Annotated in this window: 11 protein-coding genes and 1 pseudogene; 4 read left to right on the forward strand and 8 right to left on the reverse strand. The window is 66.2% G+C overall.

Going from position 1 to position 17,387, the window contains the following annotated elements:
• Positions 1 to 24: 24 nt before the first annotated feature.
• The 4 genes from Q7V45_RS18655 to Q7V45_RS18670 all read right to left on the reverse strand — a co-directional run bounded on the left by Q7V45_RS18655 (position 25) and on the right by Q7V45_RS18670 (position 5,900).
• A complete protein-coding gene (locus Q7V45_RS18655) occupies positions 25 to 1,155 on the reverse strand; it encodes a methyltransferase domain-containing protein (protein ID WP_304854767.1) in 1,131 nt (376 codons plus the stop codon).
• Positions 1,156 to 1,240: 85 nt separating this feature from the next.
• The gene (locus Q7V45_RS18660; RefSeq protein ID WP_304854768.1) at positions 1,241 to 2,215 is read right to left on the reverse strand and encodes an NAD-dependent epimerase/dehydratase family protein; all 975 of its coding nucleotides are present in this window, start codon (positions 2,213 to 2,215) and stop codon (positions 1,241 to 1,243) included.
• A gap of 86 nt (positions 2,216 to 2,301) precedes the next feature.
• On the reverse strand, positions 2,302 to 3,744 hold the full coding sequence (locus Q7V45_RS18665; protein ID WP_304854770.1) for an HlyD family type I secretion periplasmic adaptor subunit: 1,443 nt from the start codon (positions 3,742 to 3,744) through the stop codon (positions 2,302 to 2,304).
• A complete protein-coding gene (locus Q7V45_RS18670) occupies positions 3,741 to 5,900 on the reverse strand; it encodes a type I secretion system permease/ATPase (protein ID WP_304854772.1) in 2,160 nt (719 codons plus the stop codon). The genes Q7V45_RS18665 and Q7V45_RS18670 overlap by 4 nt, the downstream gene beginning before the upstream one ends.
• A 125-nt stretch (positions 5,901 to 6,025) precedes the next feature.
• Here Q7V45_RS18670 and Q7V45_RS18675 point away from each other — a divergent pair, with 125 nt between their 5' ends.
• Complete coding sequence (locus Q7V45_RS18675) at positions 6,026 to 10,162, forward strand: hypothetical protein (RefSeq protein WP_304854774.1); 4,137 nt, start codon at positions 6,026 to 6,028, stop codon at positions 10,160 to 10,162.
• A gap of 54 nt (positions 10,163 to 10,216) precedes the next feature.
• Positions 10,217 to 11,524 (forward strand): autotransporter strand-loop-strand O-heptosyltransferase, encoded by a 1,308-nt coding sequence (locus tag Q7V45_RS18680; RefSeq protein ID WP_304854775.1) that lies wholly within the window; start codon positions 10,217 to 10,219, stop codon positions 11,522 to 11,524.
• Positions 11,525 to 11,540: 16 nt separating this feature from the next.
• On the opposite strand, the gene Q7V45_RS18685 is transcribed toward Q7V45_RS18680, so the two are convergent.
• Complete coding sequence (locus Q7V45_RS18685) at positions 11,541 to 12,710, reverse strand: polysaccharide biosynthesis/export family protein (protein WP_304854777.1); 1,170 nt, start codon at positions 12,708 to 12,710, stop codon at positions 11,541 to 11,543.
• A gap of 156 nt (positions 12,711 to 12,866) precedes the next feature.
• Positions 12,867 to 12,941: pseudogene (locus Q7V45_RS18690) on the reverse strand (nitroreductase); the annotation flags it as partial.
• Positions 12,942 to 13,061: 120 nt separating this feature from the next.
• Here Q7V45_RS18690 and Q7V45_RS18695 point away from each other — a divergent pair.
• Positions 13,062 to 13,439: a VOC family protein gene (locus Q7V45_RS18695; RefSeq protein ID WP_304854800.1), complete on the forward strand. Its 378-nt coding sequence runs from the start codon at positions 13,062 to 13,064 to the stop codon at positions 13,437 to 13,439.
• 199 nt (positions 13,440 to 13,638) lie between these two features.
• Here the strand turns inward: Q7V45_RS18695 and Q7V45_RS18700 are convergent, their stop codons facing one another.
• Positions 13,639 to 14,316: a nitroreductase gene (locus Q7V45_RS18700; RefSeq protein ID WP_304854779.1), complete on the reverse strand. Its 678-nt coding sequence runs from the start codon at positions 14,314 to 14,316 to the stop codon at positions 13,639 to 13,641.
• An 88-nt stretch (positions 14,317 to 14,404) separates the two neighbouring features.
• A complete protein-coding gene (locus Q7V45_RS18705; protein WP_304854780.1) occupies positions 14,405 to 14,845 on the reverse strand; it encodes a hypothetical protein in 441 nt (146 codons plus the stop codon).
• A gap of 262 nt (positions 14,846 to 15,107) precedes the next feature.
• On the opposite strand from Q7V45_RS18705, the gene Q7V45_RS18710 reads away from it, so the two are divergent.
• On the forward strand, positions 15,108 to 17,366 hold the full coding sequence (locus tag Q7V45_RS18710) for a Calx-beta domain-containing protein (protein WP_304854782.1): 2,259 nt from the start codon (positions 15,108 to 15,110) through the stop codon (positions 17,364 to 17,366).
• Positions 17,367 to 17,387: the final 21 nt, after the last annotated feature.

Here is a 17,387-nt window from a genome sequence, read left to right on the forward strand (position 1 = left end):
CATTCGGTTCCGCGCGGTCATCGCCTATCGGGGAAGCAGGCCGAGCCGCCCGCCCAGCTTCACGAGGGGGCTGGCTTCAAGCCGGGCGAGCCGGTCCTCCGCGAGCGCCTTCTCGGCCTTGAGGAGGTCCTGGGCGGCCACGGCTTCCCGGAAGGCCTTCTCGCCATGGGCCACCGCCCTGGCCATCGCGGCTTCGAGCGCTTCCTTCTCGGCCTTCAGCGCGTCCTGGACGGCGACTGCCTCCCGGAACGCCCTGTCGGCGTGGGCCCGGACCTGCTCGATGTCGGACAGTCCCGGCGCCGCGTCCGGGTCCGGATTCGGCGCGGACATCGGCTGCGTCCGTGCACGCAGCAGCGAGGGCCGCGGCGGTGCCGTCGGTCGCAGCTTCACGTAGAATTCGGAGCCGTGCCCGGTCTGGGTCGCCGGATTGGACTCGAGCGATTCGATCTCGAAGTCGAAAAGGCCGATCTCCCTCAGTTCGCGCGCGACCTCGGCAAAGCCGTCGCGGGAGAAGGCCCAGCAATGGACATCGACGTACTCCTGGCTCGCGCGCACCGCCGCGGCATAGGAGTCGGAGTCGGTGAAGAGTCGCTTCACGTCGGCGAGCGAGCGGCCTTCCAGGGGCACGTTCTGGAAATCGAAGAGATTCTTCAGCCCGTCATACACCTGGCCGGGCGAAGGCACCGTCTGCCCAAGCAGGTAGGAATTGATTAGCTCGGCCGCATTCGTCTCGCGCCGGAAATACTCGCCGCTGCCCTTGGCGTCCGGCAGCACCATCGCAATCACGCCGTCGTCCTTCACGACGGCGCGGACCTGGTAGAGATATTCGAGAAAGTTCGGCACGTGCTCGAAGACATGGCACGAAACGACATAGTCGAAGGGCGCGGCGGTCCCGGCGCATTCCTGCAGCGTCTTCCCGATCTCCCAGATGAAATCGAGACGCTGGACGCGCAGCCCGTGCTGGATGCGGCCGGGATTCGTCCTCTCGCGCTCCAGCAACTGCTCGTAGGTGAGATAGTCGCAATAGAGCACGTCGCCTTCCGACTTCGTGACGACCGGAGCCCAGTTGGGCGCAATCTCGAGGCCGCAGCCGGTCTCCAGCGGCAGCAGCCTGTGAACCATGCGCCGCCGGTCATCGAGTCCGAGTGCGCTCAACCGCTCCTCGGTTGTCGGTGTCCTGTGTGTTTCCGGCGGAACTGCCGGGCCTGTGCTGATCGCCATGTGTCGATGTATCCGGGCCTCAAGGGCTCGCGGATACTCCTTCGGCACCCGCGGGTACGGCCGCCGGTTGGCCGTCAAACTCGCGGCAATACCAGTTCCAGGTCTCGCGCAGGCCTTCGGCGATCGAATGCCGGCACTGGAAACCCGCGACGCGCATGCGGCTGAGGTCGTACTCGCGATACTCCTGCCCGTTCGGCTTGGTCGGATCCCAGCGCACCCGGTCCGCCATGCCGGTGATCGCTCCCAGCATGTCGACGATCTCGCGGATGCTGTAGACGACGCCGCTGCCGATGTTCACGGCACCGTCGACGCTTTCCATGATCGTCTGGAAGGCCCGGGCGGCATCCCGGCTGTACATGAAATCACGCTGCGCCGAGCCATCGCCCCAGACCTCCACGCTGCCGCCATTGCACCGGGCCTCGTGAAACTTCCGGATGAGCGACGGCACGACGTGCCCGAACTTCACGTCGAACCTGTCGCCTGGCCCGAAGAGATTGCAGGAGACGATATAAGCCCACTTGAGGCCATAGCTCTCCTCATAGGCCTCGAGCATGGCCAGCATCGCGCGCTTGGCGTTCGCGTATCCGCGTTCCGACGCATGCGGGATGCCGAAGTGGATCATGTGCTCGCGGAGCGGGACGCCCGGCGGTGGATAGGGATAGACCGCGCCCGTCCCCATGACGGTGATCTTCTCGACGCCGTGCAGGCGGGCGGCCTCGACGACATTCGTGTTGATCATGCTGTTGTCGTAGAAGGAGAGCCCCTGGTTCATCATGTTGCCCAGGATGCCGTAGACCCGGCCGGCTGCATGGAAAACGTGCGTCGGTCGCGTGCGGGCGAACAGCAACTCAGTACTCCTGGCATCGGAAAGATCGCAGTCCCGTCGCAGCACCGGAACGAGCCGGGTGAACCCTTCGCGGGCCAGGTGCTTCATCAGCGTCGAGCCGACCAGGCCGCCGGCGCCCGTCACCATGATCACCGCATCGCGCTTCATGGCCTGTGGCCGCCCCCGAGTTAGCAACTCCCCTGTGGCATTCTTCGCACGTTATCGAACCGATCTCCAGCGCCAGACGCCGCGACCTATCTCTCTCTCATGCTCTCGTGGCCATGCCGTGAAAGCGGCGACAACAGGTAGCTGATGATGGAGCGCTCCCCCGTCATGATCTCGACCGTCACCGCCATGCCGGGCGCCAGATTGACGACCTTGTCGCCGACCTTGATCTGGCTGCGGTCAAGGGAGATGCGCGCGGCGTAGACGGGGTCCTGCGTCGCGCCCGATGGGCCGGGCATCATCGCGTCCGGCGACCGTCCGTCCGGGAGGTCGCGCGTCGGGTCCGGCTTGATTGCATCCATCGAGACACTCTCGATGATTCCTTCCAGAAGTCCGTACTTCGTGAAGTCGAAGGTCCTCACCTTGATGGCCGCCCTCTGCCCGACCTCGACGAAGCCAATGTCCTGGTTCGGGACCATCGCCATGATCTCGAGCCGGCTCACGGTCGGGACCAGCACGAGGAGAGGCTGTGCCGGGGTGACGATCCCGCCGATCGTATGCACGGCGAGCTGCTGGACCACCCCGTCGATCGGCGCCACCAGGGAGCGCTCGCGCGTACGCTGGGTGGTTTTCACGAGGTCCTGGGTGAGGGCAGCGATGCGCTGCTCGGCCTTAGACAGTTCATCGGCGGTCTTGCGCCGGGACTCGGCCACCACCTGGTCGCGGGTGGCCGTGATGGCTCCCAGGGCCGCGATGGCTTCGGCATGGCGGCTTTTCTGGATCAGCAGCTCGTTCTCGGCGCTGACCAGTTCGCCCTGCTCCTGCAGGTAAAGCAGCCTGGAACCGAGATCCTTCTCCATCAGCGCCCGGCGGATCTCGAACCGCTGGCGCAGGATCGGAAGCATCGCCTCGATCTTGGCGATGCTGGCCGCCAGCGTCGCGACCTCCTTTTCCTTCTGGATCTGCTGGTTGTCGACCGCCGCGATCTTGGCACGGCGCTCGGCAATCTCGCTGGCGAGGAGATGCCGTTGAGCGGCCACCAGCGCCGGGTCCGCTTCCGGGGGCGGCTCGAACTGCGCGACCGGATCGGGCGCGTCCGAGAGCAGGGCGCGCAGCCGCGATACGTCGAGCCGCGCCGCCACCAGGTCGGCCTCGGTGCGCGTCCGTTCGGCGACGCTGACGGTCGAATCCAGCTCGATCAGGACGTCGCCCGCCTTGACCGCCTGGCCATCCTTGACATGGATTGCCCGGACGATGCCGCTCTCGAGCGGCTGAAGGGTCTTGGTACTGCCGCTCGGGATGATCTTGCCCTGCGCGACGGTGATGATGTCGATTCGGCCGAGAGACGCCCACAGGATCGCCACGAGGAAGACCAGGACGATGAGGCCGCTGATCGCCCGCCCGATCGGCGACGGCGGCGTCTCGACGACCTCGAGCGCCGCCGGCAGGAACGCGAACTCGTGGGCGTGACGCCGGACAGACCGGGACTTGGACGACGACTTGGGCGGCGGCAGGGTGACGGCCGCCGTCATCGGTCGCGCCCGGCCTCTGAGACGACCTGGATGCCGCCCTGCAGGCGATAGAGCTGGGAGTAGCGCCCGCCGGTCCGCACCAGGTCCTCGTGCTGGCCGTCCTCGACGATCCGGCCATGGTCTATGGTGATGATGCGGTCGGCATGCCGGACGGCCGAGAGGCGGTGCGCGATGATGAACACGGTCCGCCCCCGGGCGATCTCTGCCATGTTCTCCTGGATGATGCGTTCGCTCTCGTAGTCGAGCGCGCTGGTCGCCTCGTCGAAGATGAGGATGCGCGGGTCGGTCACCAGCGCGCGCGCGATGGCCAGCCGCTGGCGCTGTCCGCCGGACAGGCTGCCGCCCCGCTCGCCCACGATCGTGTCGTAGCCTTCCGGCAGTTCCAGGATGAACTCGTGCGCCCCGGCCAGCTTCGCCGCGGCGATCACCTTCTCCATGGGCATCGCCGGGTCGGTCAGGGCGATGTTCTCGTGCACCGTGCGGTTCAGCAGCACGTTCTCCTGCAGCACGAAGCCGACCTGCCGGCGCAGCCAGGACGTGTCGACGAGGGCGAGGTCGACGCCGTCGATCAGGACGCGGCCGCTTTCGGGGACATAGAGTCTCTGGATCAGCTTCACCAGCGTGCTCTTGCCCGAGCCGGACGAGCCGACGATGCCGACGGTCTGGCCGGCCGGCACCGTGAAATTCACGTCATGGAGGATCTGCGAGCCATCCACGCGGTAGCGGAAGCCGACATGCTCGAACGTCACCTCGCCGCGGATCGGCGGACGCACCGTCCGGGTCGGGTTGTAGACGGTCTCGGCCGGCGTGTTGAGGATGTCGCCCAGCCGCGCGACGGAGAGCCTTGCCTGATGGAAGTCCTGCCAGAGCTGGGCCAGGCGCAGCACCGGCTGGCTGACGCGGCCGGCCAGCATGTTGAAAGCCACCAGCTCGCCCACCGTCAGCGAGCCCGTGATCACGAGCTTGGCGCCGAAATACAGCGTCGCGGCCACGACCAGCTTGTTGACGAGCTGCACCGCCTGGCTGGCGTAGTTGCCGAGGTTGGTGACACGGAAGCTCGCGGCGACGTAGCCGGCCAGCTGCTCCTCCCAGCGCCGCTGCATCTGCGGCTCCACCGCCATCGCCTTCAGGGTCTCGACGCCCGTCGTCGTCTCGATCAGGAAGGCCTGGTTCTCGGCGCCGCGCCGGAACTTCTCGTCCAGCAGCCGGCGGAAGAATGGCGTGGCGCCGGCCGAGATGGCGACATAGACCGGCAGCGAGCCGATCACGATGAAAGTGAGCAGCGGCGAATAGACGAACATCACCGCGAGGAAGACGACGGTGAAGAAGAGGTCGACCACCAGCGTGAGCGCCGAGCTGGTGAGGAAATTGCGGATGTTCTCCAGCTCCTGCACCCGCGCCACCGAATCGCCGGCGCGGCGGGTCTGGAAATAGTTGATCGGCAGCGCCAGCAGGTGACGGAACAGCCGCGCGCCCAGCTCGACGTCGATGCGGTTGGTGGTGTGCGAGAAGAGATAGGTGCGGAGGCCGCCCAGGATCGTCTCGAAGATCGAGATGGCGACCAGGCCGACGATCAGCACGTCGAGCGTACTGATCACCCGGTGCGACAGGACCTTGTCGATGACGACCTGGAAGAAAAGCGGCGAAACGAGCGCGAAGACCTGGAGGAAGAACGAGGCGACGAGCACCTCGCCCAGCAGCCCGCGATACTTGGCGATGGCCCCGGCGAACCAGCTGATGTCGAACCGGCGAGTCAGGCTGGAGAGCGCGCTGCGCCGCGCCATCAGCACGATCCGGCCGTCCCAAACCTCCTCGAGTTCCGCCTGCGTCATCACCCGGGGACGGGCGGCCGTGGGTTCCTGGACGAGGACCTTGCCCTCGTCCGCGTTGACCTGACCGATCAGCAGGAAGCTGCCGTTCCGCAGTGCCGCGATCACCGGGAGGGGTGTATGGGGCAGCCTGTCCCACCGGGTGCGCACGACCCGGGTCCTGAGCCCGAATTCCTTGCCGCACCGGACCATCTCGGCCACGCCGACCGGCCGCGCCGCGAACCGGTGCCGGATCTGGTCGCCGTCGGCCGCCACCCCGTGCAGACGCATCAGCATCACCAGGGCAATGATGCCGGGATCGTTGGGCAGCTCCTTGTCAGGGTCCATGGCTCGAGGTTCTGCTTCCCGACTGCCGTCAGCGTCGAAAAGGAGTGTATTGTGTTTCCAAGGACAAACGTTAGGTTTGTTATGATACGGTCGTCCATACCGTAATCGGGGTCTCGGGGGTACGGATGCCTACAGTCGCGGTCAATGTCGGCGCCGGGATGAAGACCCAGCTGGAGACAGCGAACGTCCAGGGCTGGGCGGTCTATTTCGACAAGAACGGCAACAACCCGTTCTGGACACCCCTGAACGGCTCGGGCGCATCCCTGAACCTGCCGGATCAGCAAGGACTGAAGGTCTACTTCATCCTGCAAAGCCTGGCTCCGGGCGTAACGCCTGTGCATACAGGCGGGTCAGCATCGACGCTAACCGACCCGATCCAGACCGAAAGCCAGATCATTGCGACGGGCACTCCGTCCAGCGCTCAGACGCTGAACTACCGCTACGACAGTTTCGAGGTTACCTTCACCCCGGCTCCAGCCGATGCCGGCAACCTGACCGACATCAACGGCTTCGGCATCCCGATGGCGATCGACGTCGTCTATGCGGACGGCACCAGCGGCACACGCGGCTATTCGATTTCGGGCGGCGGCGTCGCCACCAGCGACACGATCTGGAATGAACTCGTCAGTGCCGGTGGCAGCGGCAGCATCCAGTATTTCACGTCCGCGACCTCGGGCGGTCTCACCGGACCGCGCATGGCCATCTCGCCGGCCACCGCGATCTCCGAGAACATCAGCGGGACGAACTACCAGACGTCCAACTGGCTCCCTTATATATCGGGCCTGCAGTCCAGCACGGCGGTATCGGCCGGTTCGGGGGGCGCTGCCGGCGCCGAGCAGATCCAGATCACCGGCTATTTCAACGGCGCGCCGGACGGCAACCATGTCTGGCACAACGCCGGCTTCTATTCCTATCGGGTGACGTTCAACGGCGTCAACTTCGTGCTGACGCCGGACGCCGCCAGCCAGATCAAGGGCACGATCACGATCACCCCGGCCGATCTCGCCAACAGCATCTACATGACGCTGGGCAATGCGACCGTCGCCGGGCTGGCGAACCCCAACGGCATCGCAGGGTCGACGACGACGCTGACGATGAACACCGGCGCCAACAACGAATGGGGCACCGTCCTGCGCGACTTCCTCGCGGGATTCACGGCTGGCTACTGGAATTCCACCGCCACGTCGCAGAACGCGCAGGTGTCGGGTTCCATCATACTGAACAAGGAGTGGAACCAGGATCCAACCTACGCCTTCGGCGGGGCGATCACATCCGGGACCGGGTCGGTGACCCCGGCGTCTCACGTCGCCTACGACGAATACGCCAAGGTGTTCTTCAACTACACGAACTCCTACGGCAACGGCTATTCGGACTTCCTGACCCGCGCCTACAATGTCGGCCCGCTGATCGACGTCACCCAAAGCCCGACAGGCTCGCCCACGAGCAGCATCACTGTCACGCTGTTCGGGGACGGCGACACGCCGACCGGCTACACCCAGCCGACCATCGCCAACTACATCGCCCCGACCGGCGGCGCGTACCTGGTCCCGGCCGGCGTCAGTTCGAGCGGCATCCAGACGACGCTGAACTTCAACGTCGGACAGACGAGGCTCATCGAAGGCACGCCGATCCAGGTCGTCCTGAAGGGGGCGACCGATGTCGTACTGCCCACGATCAGCAGTTTCAACAATTACCAGGTCGTCAGCAACGGCAGCGGCGGTTACACGACGACGACGTACGGCCTCCCCTCGCCAGGCGTCGTCGCCCTGCTGGATCTGCCGGTCACCGCCGCCACCTCGGGCACCGGCGTCAACTGGTACCAGATCGTCGTCGGCACGGGGGCGGCGGCCAAGACCTTCAACTTCTATCTGACGGTTGATTCGAGCGGCAATATCCTCAATCCCGCCTACACCGGCCAGGGCGGCTCCATCGCCATCGACGGCCTCGCCGCGATCACCGGCACGGGTACAGGACAGTACATAACCGCGGCCAACGGCGGGATGACGATCAGCTTCTTCCAGGGGGGCACGAACACACTCGATCCGTCGCTGCTGACGACCGTCTCGGGGACCCTCCTGCCCTGGGCGCCGCTCGTCGGCATGCGGCCGGGCTATACGTCGAGCGGCGGTGCGCCCTTCCTGCAATCCTACGAGGTCTGGAGCGCCCAGAGTTCCGGCACCACGACAGCCCAGACCGTCTACAACGGCGCGCTGGTGTTCGGCTGGAACGGTTCCGACCAGGCCGCGCTGCAGCAGCAGACCGCAGCCAGCAACTTCTACGTCGCCTCCTACACCAACAAGATCTTCGGCAGCAGCTACGCCAAGCTGACCTTCTCGGCCCTGAGCGGCGGCGCCCTGCCTACAGAGATCGTGTCGAACGGCGGCTATCTGGTGGCGCAGGCCGATGTCGACGGCAACTGGGCGACATCGATGCCGGTGTCGTTCGCCAACGGCGCCTACACCGTCCAGATGCAGGAGTTCGCCGATTCAGGACTGACCTCCGCCCTCAACAGCGCCAGCGTGGTCCAGAGTTTCACGGTGTCGCAGGGTGCGACGATCAGCACCTACAACCTCTCCCTCGAAACGGGACACACGAGCACCGGCCTGGTGATCGCTTCCGGCGGAGCCCTGACGGTAAACGGCGGCACGGCCAGCGCGACCATGATCAGCGCCGGCGGCATCGAATACGTCGCGAGCGGCGTCGACCGCGGCGCCATCGTGCTCGGCGAGCATCAGGTCTGGCAGGGCGCCACCGCCACCAGCATGACCATCGCCAGCGGCGGCAGCGGCTATGTCTACGGCACGACCTCGGCGGTCGCCATCAATGGCGGCGGCTTCCAGTATGTCGGCGGCCAGGCGCATCAGTCGGTTGCCAGCGCGACGACGGTCAATTCCGGCGGCAACCAGTACGTCTTCGCCAGCGGCTTCGCGTCGGGCACGACAGTGCTGAGCGGCGGCAAGCAGGTGGTCGGCGGCGCAACCTCGTCCGGTGGTGGCGGATTTGCGATGAATTCGCTGATCGAGGCGGGCGGACAGCTTCTCGTCTCGGCCGGCGGCAGTGCCGGCAGCTCCTACAACAGCAGTTCCTTGGTGTCGGGCAACTGGGTGACGGCGACGCTGGTTTCCGGCAGTGCGACCATCGCCGGCGGCCTCGGCTATGTCTATTCCGGCGGCGTCGCGCTCGGCACGCTGTTGCAGGGCAGCGGTGGCGCGCTGAATGTCTATGCCGGCGGCAGTGCCGCCTCGACGACCATCCAGTCGGGCACGACCCAGTACGCCTATCAGGGGGGCAGTTCGCTGGCCGCCACGGTCCAGTCGGGCGGCTTCGAGGTCGTGTGGGGCTCCGGCAGCGTGGCCTCCGGCGCCACGATCCAGAGTGCCGGCTACGAGTATGTCTATGACAGCGCTCACGCCAGCAACACCACCATCCAGTCCGGCGGGACGCAGCTCGTCTGGGACTCCGGGACAATCGCCTCGAACTCGCTGGTCCAGAGCTTCGGGCTCATGCATGTGCACAATGGCGGCTCGTCCGTGAACACCACGATCGTAGGCGGCCTGCAGGTCGTCTGGAGCGGCGGTACCGACAGCAATGCCACCATCAACGTCGGCAGCCAGCATATCGGCGCGACAGGCTCCGCCCTTGCCACCACGGTCAACAGCGGCGGCTTCCAGTACAATTACGGCGACGCGGTCGGAACGATCGTCAATTCGGCGGGCTCGGCCATCACCTTTTCCGGCGGCACGACGACCTCCGCGCAGATCAACAGTGGCGGCACGTATCATGTCATCGCCGGCGGCATTGCGGACGATCTCGCTGTAATCGGCACCGGCCAGGCCTTTGTATGGTCCGGCGGCTCCCTGCAGGACGCCACCATCAGCGGCGGCTTCCTCCAGTTCATCAGCGGCGCCCTGACGAGCGGCTCCGAGATCACCTTCGCCACGGCGGGCGGCACCGTGAAGTTCGACGACTCCGTCTCGATCGACGCACAGTTGAGCATCTCCGGCTACGGATATCAGAGCGGCACGTTGGCCTTCGCCGACATCGGCTTCACGTCCGGCGTCACGTCGGCGACATGGAACCAGTCTTCGGGCAGCGCGGGTGTCCTCTCGATCACCAGCGGCACGCTCCAGGCTTCCATCAACCTCTTCGGCAACTATGTCGCCGGCGACTTCACGCTGGCAAGCTATGGCACAACCGGCACGCAGATCACGGACACGACGCCGCCGGACGCGTTCAGCCTGCTCGCCAATCCGCACGCCTAGACCGGCGCAGGGGCGGCCCGCCCGCCCCTGCCGAACCGGCCGAGCTCACCCATCATGCCAGATCAAACCGCACCACCGCCCCAGCCGGTCCTCTCGGTCACGCTCGACACGCCGCCACCCGGCGCGCCCAACGCACCGGTGCCCGCCGCGCCGTCGCCGGCCGTCCCGGAGGAACCTCCCAAGAGGGCGTTCACGCCACCAGCCCAGAACCCCCTGCTGCAGGGGCCCAAGGGCATCTGGTTCGACTTCAACGACGGCTGCCGCATCGGCATCGACGACACCGGCCCGCTCCGCCGCATCCGGCTCAGCGACATCGATACCGACAACATCCTGTTCGAGACGCAGATCAAGTCCGGCCGGGTGAACAGCAGCAAGCGCTACTTCGTGCGCTTCCGCATCGAGGTCTGGGAGGGCGAGGAGAAGGTCTTTCAGCACGACTATTCCGCCGCCGACCGCGAAGTGCTGGTGCAGCTGCCGGTGGGCACGCTCGGCGACACGCTCGGCTGGTTCCCCTACGCCGTGCGCTTCAAGGAGAATCACGGCTGCCGCCTCACCGTGGCGATGGCCGAATGGCTGATCCCGCTGTTCCGCGACACCCACCCCGACATCACCTTCGTGAACCACGATCAGGTGAAGCCCGAGCGCTACTACGCCACCTACAATGTCGGGCTGTTCTTCGACGACAAGGAGGGCCTGCTGCAGCCGAGCGATTTCCGGCTGGTCGGCCTGCACCGCTCCGCCGGCTACATCCTCGGCGTCGATCCCTCGGAAACCCCGCCCAGGCTCGCGCTGGCCGACGCCTCGCGACCGATTCCGGAGCGCTATGTCTGCATCGCCGCGCAGAGCACGACGCAGGCGAAGTACTGGAACAATCCGACCGGCTGGCGGGAGATCGTCGAGTTCCTGAAGCAGCACGGCTACCGGGTCATCTGCATCGACCAGCGCCCCGTGCACGGCCACGGCATCATGTGGAACCACATTCCCTACGGCGCCGAGGACCAGACCGGCGACAAGCCGCTGCAGGAGCGCGCGCGCTGGCTGCGCCACGCCGACTTCTTCGTCGGCCTGTCGAGCGGCCTGTCGTGGCTGGCCTGGGCCGCCGGCACCCCGACCGTGCTGATCAGCGGCTTCACCCACCCGACCAACGAATTCTCGACCCCCTACCGGGTCATCAACTATCACGCCTGCAACAGCTGCTGGAACGATCAGCTGCTGCGCTTCGACCACAACGACTTCCTCTGGTGCCCGCGCCACAAGAACACGCCCCGCCAGTTCGAGTGCACGCGCCTGATCACCGCCGAGCAGGTCAAGGCCGCGATCCGCCGGATCCCCGGCTTCCCCGCCACGGTCCCCAAACTCTGACGAGGGATGCAGCAGGCTAGCGTGTGGTCACCGCGCCAACCGTGACCGCGGTCGCGCCCGCGCCGAGGAACGGCAGCAGGATCGTCATCGCCTTCTGGATCTCCATGGACGGCGCGTTGGAGACGTAGACCATGTCCTTGTTCCTGACCGGAAACCGCCGGGCGATGAAGAAGCCGACTGGGTCCCGCATGGTCAGCCGATAGATCACCGGGACCTCGGGCAGCGCCGACGGGTCGGGCCGCTGGAGACCGAGCTGGTCGTAGTCGGCGGGACGCTCGAATCGGATCACGAAGACGCCGGTCGGGTCGGCCCGCGAGTCGTTGACGCCACCGGCGCGGGCGAGCGCCTGCTCCAGCGTGATGCCGACCGCGTCGAACGGGATCACGGTGTTGACGCCGGTGGCGCCGGCGGCGGTGAAGGTCTGCGGGTCGCGCGCGACGCTGACCACGTCGCCCGCCTGCACATAGACGTTCTCGGCAGGGTCGTTCAGGATGGCCTGCATCGGGATGCGCACCGATGCGCCGTCGCGTACCAGGGTCACGAACACTTCGTGCGCCGCCGCCCGCGTGCCGCCGGCTGCGGCGATGACATCGAGGAGCCGGTCGCCGCGCGTGGTCAGCGGCACGCGCGCCCCGTTGGTCACCTCGCCGATCACCGTGACGGTGTTGGCGACATTCCGGGTCACCGTCACCAGCACCTGCGGCTCGATGGCCTTCTCGCGAAGCGCCTGCACGATCGCCTGCTCGACCTCGGCCGGCGAGCGCCCGGCGACACGCACGCGGCCGGCATAGGGCACCGTCAGGGCGCCATCGGGGCCGACGACCTGCTCGGGGATCGTGGCGGAGCGCGAGCCGGAGGCGCCGCGATCGTTGGCGGGCCCGGAAAACAACCCGCCGGCGGCCGCTTCCCAGATCACGACCTGGACGTAGTCGCCCACGCCGATCAGTTGTCTGGCGGCGGGGCGCTGCTGCCCGAAACTCCCCTGGAGAGAAGCAGCGCTCCAGCGCTGCATGATCGCGACCGTATCGGCCGTCACGTCGACCAGGGCGAACCGTGTGCCACCCGACCGTCCCGGCCGGCCGGCAGCGGCGATTTCCGACGTCGTCGGACCGCTGGCCGGGAGGCTGTCACAGGATGCGAGGAGGGCCGCGGCCGGAAGGCCGCCCAGCAGGTGACGACGCGTCAACGGGAGGCGGGAACGAGAACGCACGGTCGTGGGAAGTTTCGAAGTCACACCTAGAAGTCTCGCGGAACGCGACGACGCGCAACGCATAACCGCCAGATCCTGGAGGAATTCCGGACGGCCACAGGCGCCCTTACCGAACCGGACGGATCGACCGGCCTATTCACCGAAGCCGACGAACACCGTGGCGTCACCGACGGACTTCCGTTCGGACACGACCGCATTGGCCGGGAAGGGCTCGTTCTTTCGCAGGACCGCAGCAGATGTTATGCAGCTCATGGGTGGTGTCGAAACCGCGACGCTGGGGCTGGGCCGGTTGGCGGCGCTGCCGACCGTACCAGGGAGAGAGTGGAAGTGTTTTCGCATATTTTTGTCGGCACGGACGACGTGGCTGTCTCAAAGAAATTCTACGATGCCGTATTGGGCGCCATCGGAGTGGCGGAAGGCAAGATCGATCCGAAGGGTCGGGTTTTCTATCGCACGCCCACAGGCATCCTCGGAATCAGCAAGCCGATTGACGGGAACGCGGCCACCCATGCCAATGGTGGCACCTTGGGATTCGCCTGCGACAGTCCCGAGAAAGTGAAAGCCTTCCACGATGCAGGCGTCGCGACCGGCGGCAAGAGCATCGAGGACCCGCCCGGGTGGCGTGAGGGCGGCGCGACCAGGCTCTATCTGGCCTATCTGCGCGATCCTTATGGCAACAAGATCTGCGCCCTGCATCGCCCCTGAGTCCTTCGAACAGGCCGCGACATCGGTCGCGGCCTCCGTACGTGATGCGGAGGCTGGACCGGTCTCGAGAGCTGCCGTTCCATTCCATTGAAGGACGACGGCACCGCTCCCCATCGACACGCAACGGATCGCCGCCTGCCATCAGCGCCATGGAGGAACCCGCTTGATTCAGGTCAATGGCGGGGGATCGGCAATGCGCCTATTCACCGAAGCCGACGAACACCGTGGCGTCACCGACGGACTTCCGTTCCGATACGACCGCATTGGCCGGGAAGCTCTCGTCCGGCCAGCCCAGCGCGATGCTCTTCATGATGACCTGATCGTCGGCAATGCCGGCGTGCTCGCGCACCACGGGCGACTGCATGATGCCCTGGCTGTTGATCACCGCCCCGAGCCCGCGCGACCAGGCGGCATTGACCAGCGCCGTCGTCACGGCGCCGCAATCGAACGGCGTATCGTCGCTGCCGTCCAGCACGCGGTCATAGGTCACGATCACGCAGACCGGCGCATCGAACTGGCGGAAGCCGCGCAATACCCAGTCCTGGCGCATCTCCTTGTCGTCGCGCGCAATCCCCATGGCGGAGAACAACTGCTTGGCGACGCCGACCTGCCGATCGCGGTGCGGACCCGCGAACGGTTGTCCCGTCCGGAACTCCCGTGACTGCGGGACCCCCGCCAGCATCCGCTCGGTGTTGCCAGCGCGGATCCGGTCCAGCGGTTCGCCGGTGAGGACGTAGAAGTTCCAGGGCTGGGTGTTCATCGACGAGGGCGCGCGCATCGCCAGCCCGATGATTTCCTCGATCAGCGCCCGGGGGACGGGATCGGGCTTGTAACCCCGGATGCTCCGGCGACCGAGAATGACGTCATCGAACTGCATTTGCCTGGAATTCCCCGCCTGCTCCCTGAACCGGCGGCAATTCTCCGGACATCGCGGCTCTCGCGCAAGGCAGGCCGCCCCGCCTCGATCAGCAATTCACCGATTGCTGGTTGGCTCGATCAGCAACGTCGTCTTGAGGGGCAGGCACTCTCCGGCGGACCGCCGCCGTGTTCAGCCACCTTCGCGCCCGATCGACTTCGGTGAAGATGCGCATCGGACGGCGGGGCGAGGCGAGGATCCCGAGGACCCGGGAAAGCAGCGGGTACTTGTCGGCGGGGATGACCACGGCGAGAGGTCCGAGGGGCACGCCCTCACCATGGAGGGTGCGCATCCGGACTCCGATGTGCAGGACATCCAGGGGTCCCAAATTCGTATCCGCCTGACTGCCGTCGAACAGCTTCCGATAGCCGAGTGCATCCGAGCCGACCATGACATCCAGCATACGGTGGATTTCGTCCGCCTGGACGACACCCGAGCAGGTGACCTCGAAAACCTTTGCCTCTGAATCGATCGTCCAATGCACGGGCATTGCCGATGCTCCCTACTCATCCCAGTGGCCAACTGGCCAACTTAATATGCTTTGGGACTGTACTATTTGCAGCGATGTTACAATATCACCATGCATGAGTCGCCAGAGCCAAGTATGGTGCCGTCAGTAATGGCATCGACATGCGTAGAATACTCGCCGACGAGCGGTTTCCTTGCCAAATGGATGGGCAGGAAAAACCTGACGATAGAATAGTCGTGCGTAGGGCTGAGAAGAGGTTAGGCAGGCCATTGGGGAGGCCATCATGACGTCGCTGGTCAACACTCTGGGCGGCACCGCCGGGTTCGGTGAGTTCTCCCTCCCCGCGAACGACGATGGCTCGACGGGGTTCATCGACCTCACGCCGATCTTCGGCACGCAAGGCATCAACTTCTTCGGCCGCTACTACACGGGCTTCTATCTCAACAACAACGGCAGCGTGACCTTCAACGCCGCCTCCAGCAGCTTCACGCCGAGTGCGATCACGGGTTCGACCAGCAATCCCATCATCGCCGCCTACTGGGCCGACATCGATACGCGCGGCGGCACGGTCGCGCCGTCGCCGGGCGGCACGTCGGCCGGCACGAACCTGCTCTGGTACGATCTCGACTCCGTCAGCAAGACCTTCACCGCCACCTGGGACGATGTCGGCTACTACAGCGGCCAGACCAACAAGCTGAACGCCTTCCAGCTCAGCATCCAGCAGATCAACGCGGAAGGCGACTTCGACATCACCTTCCGCTACGAGAACGTCGACTGGACCACCGGCAATGCGTCCGGCGGCAGCAACGGCCTGGGCGGCACGCCGGCCAGGGCCGGCTACAGCGCGGGAGACGGCGTCGAATACTTCGAGCTTCCGCAATCCGGCAACCAGGCGGAACTGCTCGCGCTGGAGAGCGCCAGCAACGTCGGCACGCCGGGGACTTTCGTGTTCTCGGTACGCAACGGCGCGCCGACGGTGGGCATCACCGCCGGTGACGCCGCGATCGACGAGGGCAACGGCGGCGATCCCCACTACCTCAGCATCCCGGTCTTCCTGACCGAGGCCTCCACCTCGACCGTCACCGTCCACTACACGACCGCGAACGGCAGCGCGCTCGCCGGCCAGGACTATGTCGCCCAGAGCGGCATCCTCACCTTCGCGCCCGGGGTGATGCAGCAGAACATCCTCGTCGCCATCGCCGGCGATGCGGTCGTGGAGGGCAACGAGACCTTCGCCGTCACCCTGTCGGATCCGTCGGAAGGCGCATCGATCCTCGATGGCAGCGCGGTGGGCACGATCCTCAACGACGATATCGCGACGGCTGTGCTGTCGATCGCCGCCACCAGCGCCAACAAACGGGAAGGCCAGTCGGGCAGCACGGCCTTCACCTTCACCGTGACCCGCAGCGGCGACCTGAGCGGCGCCGCCAGCGCCCAGTGGGCCGTCACAGGTCCCGCCGTCAACGGCGCCGACTTCACGGGGGGCGTGTTGCCGACCGGCACGGTGAGCTTCGCCGCCGGTGAGAGTTCGAAGGTCGTCAGCATCAACGTCAGCGGCGACAGCGCCGTCGAGGCGAACGAGACCTTCTGGGTGACGCTGTCCAATCCCGGTGCCGGCGCCATCCTCGGCACCGCCTCGGCGAAGGGCATCATCCGCAACGACGATGCATCGCTGTCGATTGCCGCCACCGGCGCCGACAAGGCGGAAGGCGATGGGGGCAGCACGGCCTTCACCTTCACCGTCACCCGCAGCGGCGACTTGAGCGGCGTCGCCAGCGCGCACTGGGCCGTCACCGGCCCGGCGGTCGATGGCGCCGACTTCACGGGCGGCGTGTTGCCGGCCGGCACGGTAAGCTTCGCCGCCGGCGAGAGCTCGAAGCTCATCAGCATCGGTGTCGCGGGCGACAGCGCGTTCGAATCGAACGAAGCCTTCTCAGTGAATCTGTCCAGTCCCGGCGCCGGCACCAGCCTCGGCACGGCCTCGGCCAACGGCATCATCCGCAACGACGATGCGTCGCTGTCGATCGCCGCCACCAGCGCCGACAAGGCCGAAGACGATCTGGGCGTCACGCCTTTCACCTTCACCGTCACCCGCGCGGGGGACCTGAGCGGCGCAGCCAGCGTCGACTGGGCCGTGACCGGGACCGGGGTCGTCGATTCCGATTTCATCCCGTTCGATGAACTTCTGGAGTCCGCCGACCTGATTTCCCTGGACGCCTCCTACATCGGTTCCTTCTTCCCCCAGATCCCCTCCGACGGCGAAGACGCCTTGCCGGCCTTCTCCCTGTTCGGTGGCGTGATGCCGTCCGGCAGCGTGAGTTTCTCCGACGGGGAGACCTTCAAGACCGTCACGGTCTGGGTCCTCGGTGAGATACTGGTCGAAGCAGACGAGAGTTTCGTCGTCACCCTGTCCAATGCCAGCGCGGGCGCCGTCATCGATACCGCGTCGGCCGTCGGCACCATCCGCAACGACGACAGCGCCTATACGGTCGAGTCCTTCTCGAGCCTCGTCATGGGCCCGGACCTCCTCGGCTGGTCCTGACGGACCACGACCGGAGTGGCC

This window comes from Reyranella sp. (assembly GCF_030651995.1).
In the GTDB taxonomy this organism is placed as follows: domain Bacteria; phylum Pseudomonadota; class Alphaproteobacteria; order Reyranellales; family Reyranellaceae; genus Reyranella.

Excerpts from the sequence above, each read along its gene's own strand:
- Q7V45_RS18660 (WP_304854768.1), bottom strand. The coding sequence starts at position 2,215 with ATGAAGCGCGATGCGGTGATCATGGTGACGGGCGCCGGCGGCCTGGTC.
- Q7V45_RS18665 (WP_304854770.1), bottom strand. The coding sequence starts at position 3,744 with ATGACGGCGGCCGTCACCCTGCCGCCGCCCAAGTCGTCGTCCAAGTCC.
- Q7V45_RS18670 (WP_304854772.1), bottom strand. The coding sequence starts at position 5,900 with ATGGACCCTGACAAGGAGCTGCCCAACGATCCCGGCATCATTGCCCTG.
- Q7V45_RS18675 (WP_304854774.1), top strand. The coding sequence starts at position 6,026 with ATGCCTACAGTCGCGGTCAATGTCGGCGCCGGGATGAAGACCCAGCTG.
- Q7V45_RS18680 (WP_304854775.1), top strand. The coding sequence starts at position 10,217 with ATGCCAGATCAAACCGCACCACCGCCCCAGCCGGTCCTCTCGGTCACG.
- Q7V45_RS18700 (WP_304854779.1), bottom strand. The coding sequence starts at position 14,316 with ATGCAGTTCGATGACGTCATTCTCGGTCGCCGGAGCATCCGGGGTTAC.
- Q7V45_RS18705 (WP_304854780.1), bottom strand. The coding sequence starts at position 14,845 with ATGCCCGTGCATTGGACGATCGATTCAGAGGCAAAGGTTTTCGAGGTC.
- Q7V45_RS18710 (WP_304854782.1), top strand. The coding sequence starts at position 15,108 with ATGACGTCGCTGGTCAACACTCTGGGCGGCACCGCCGGGTTCGGTGAG.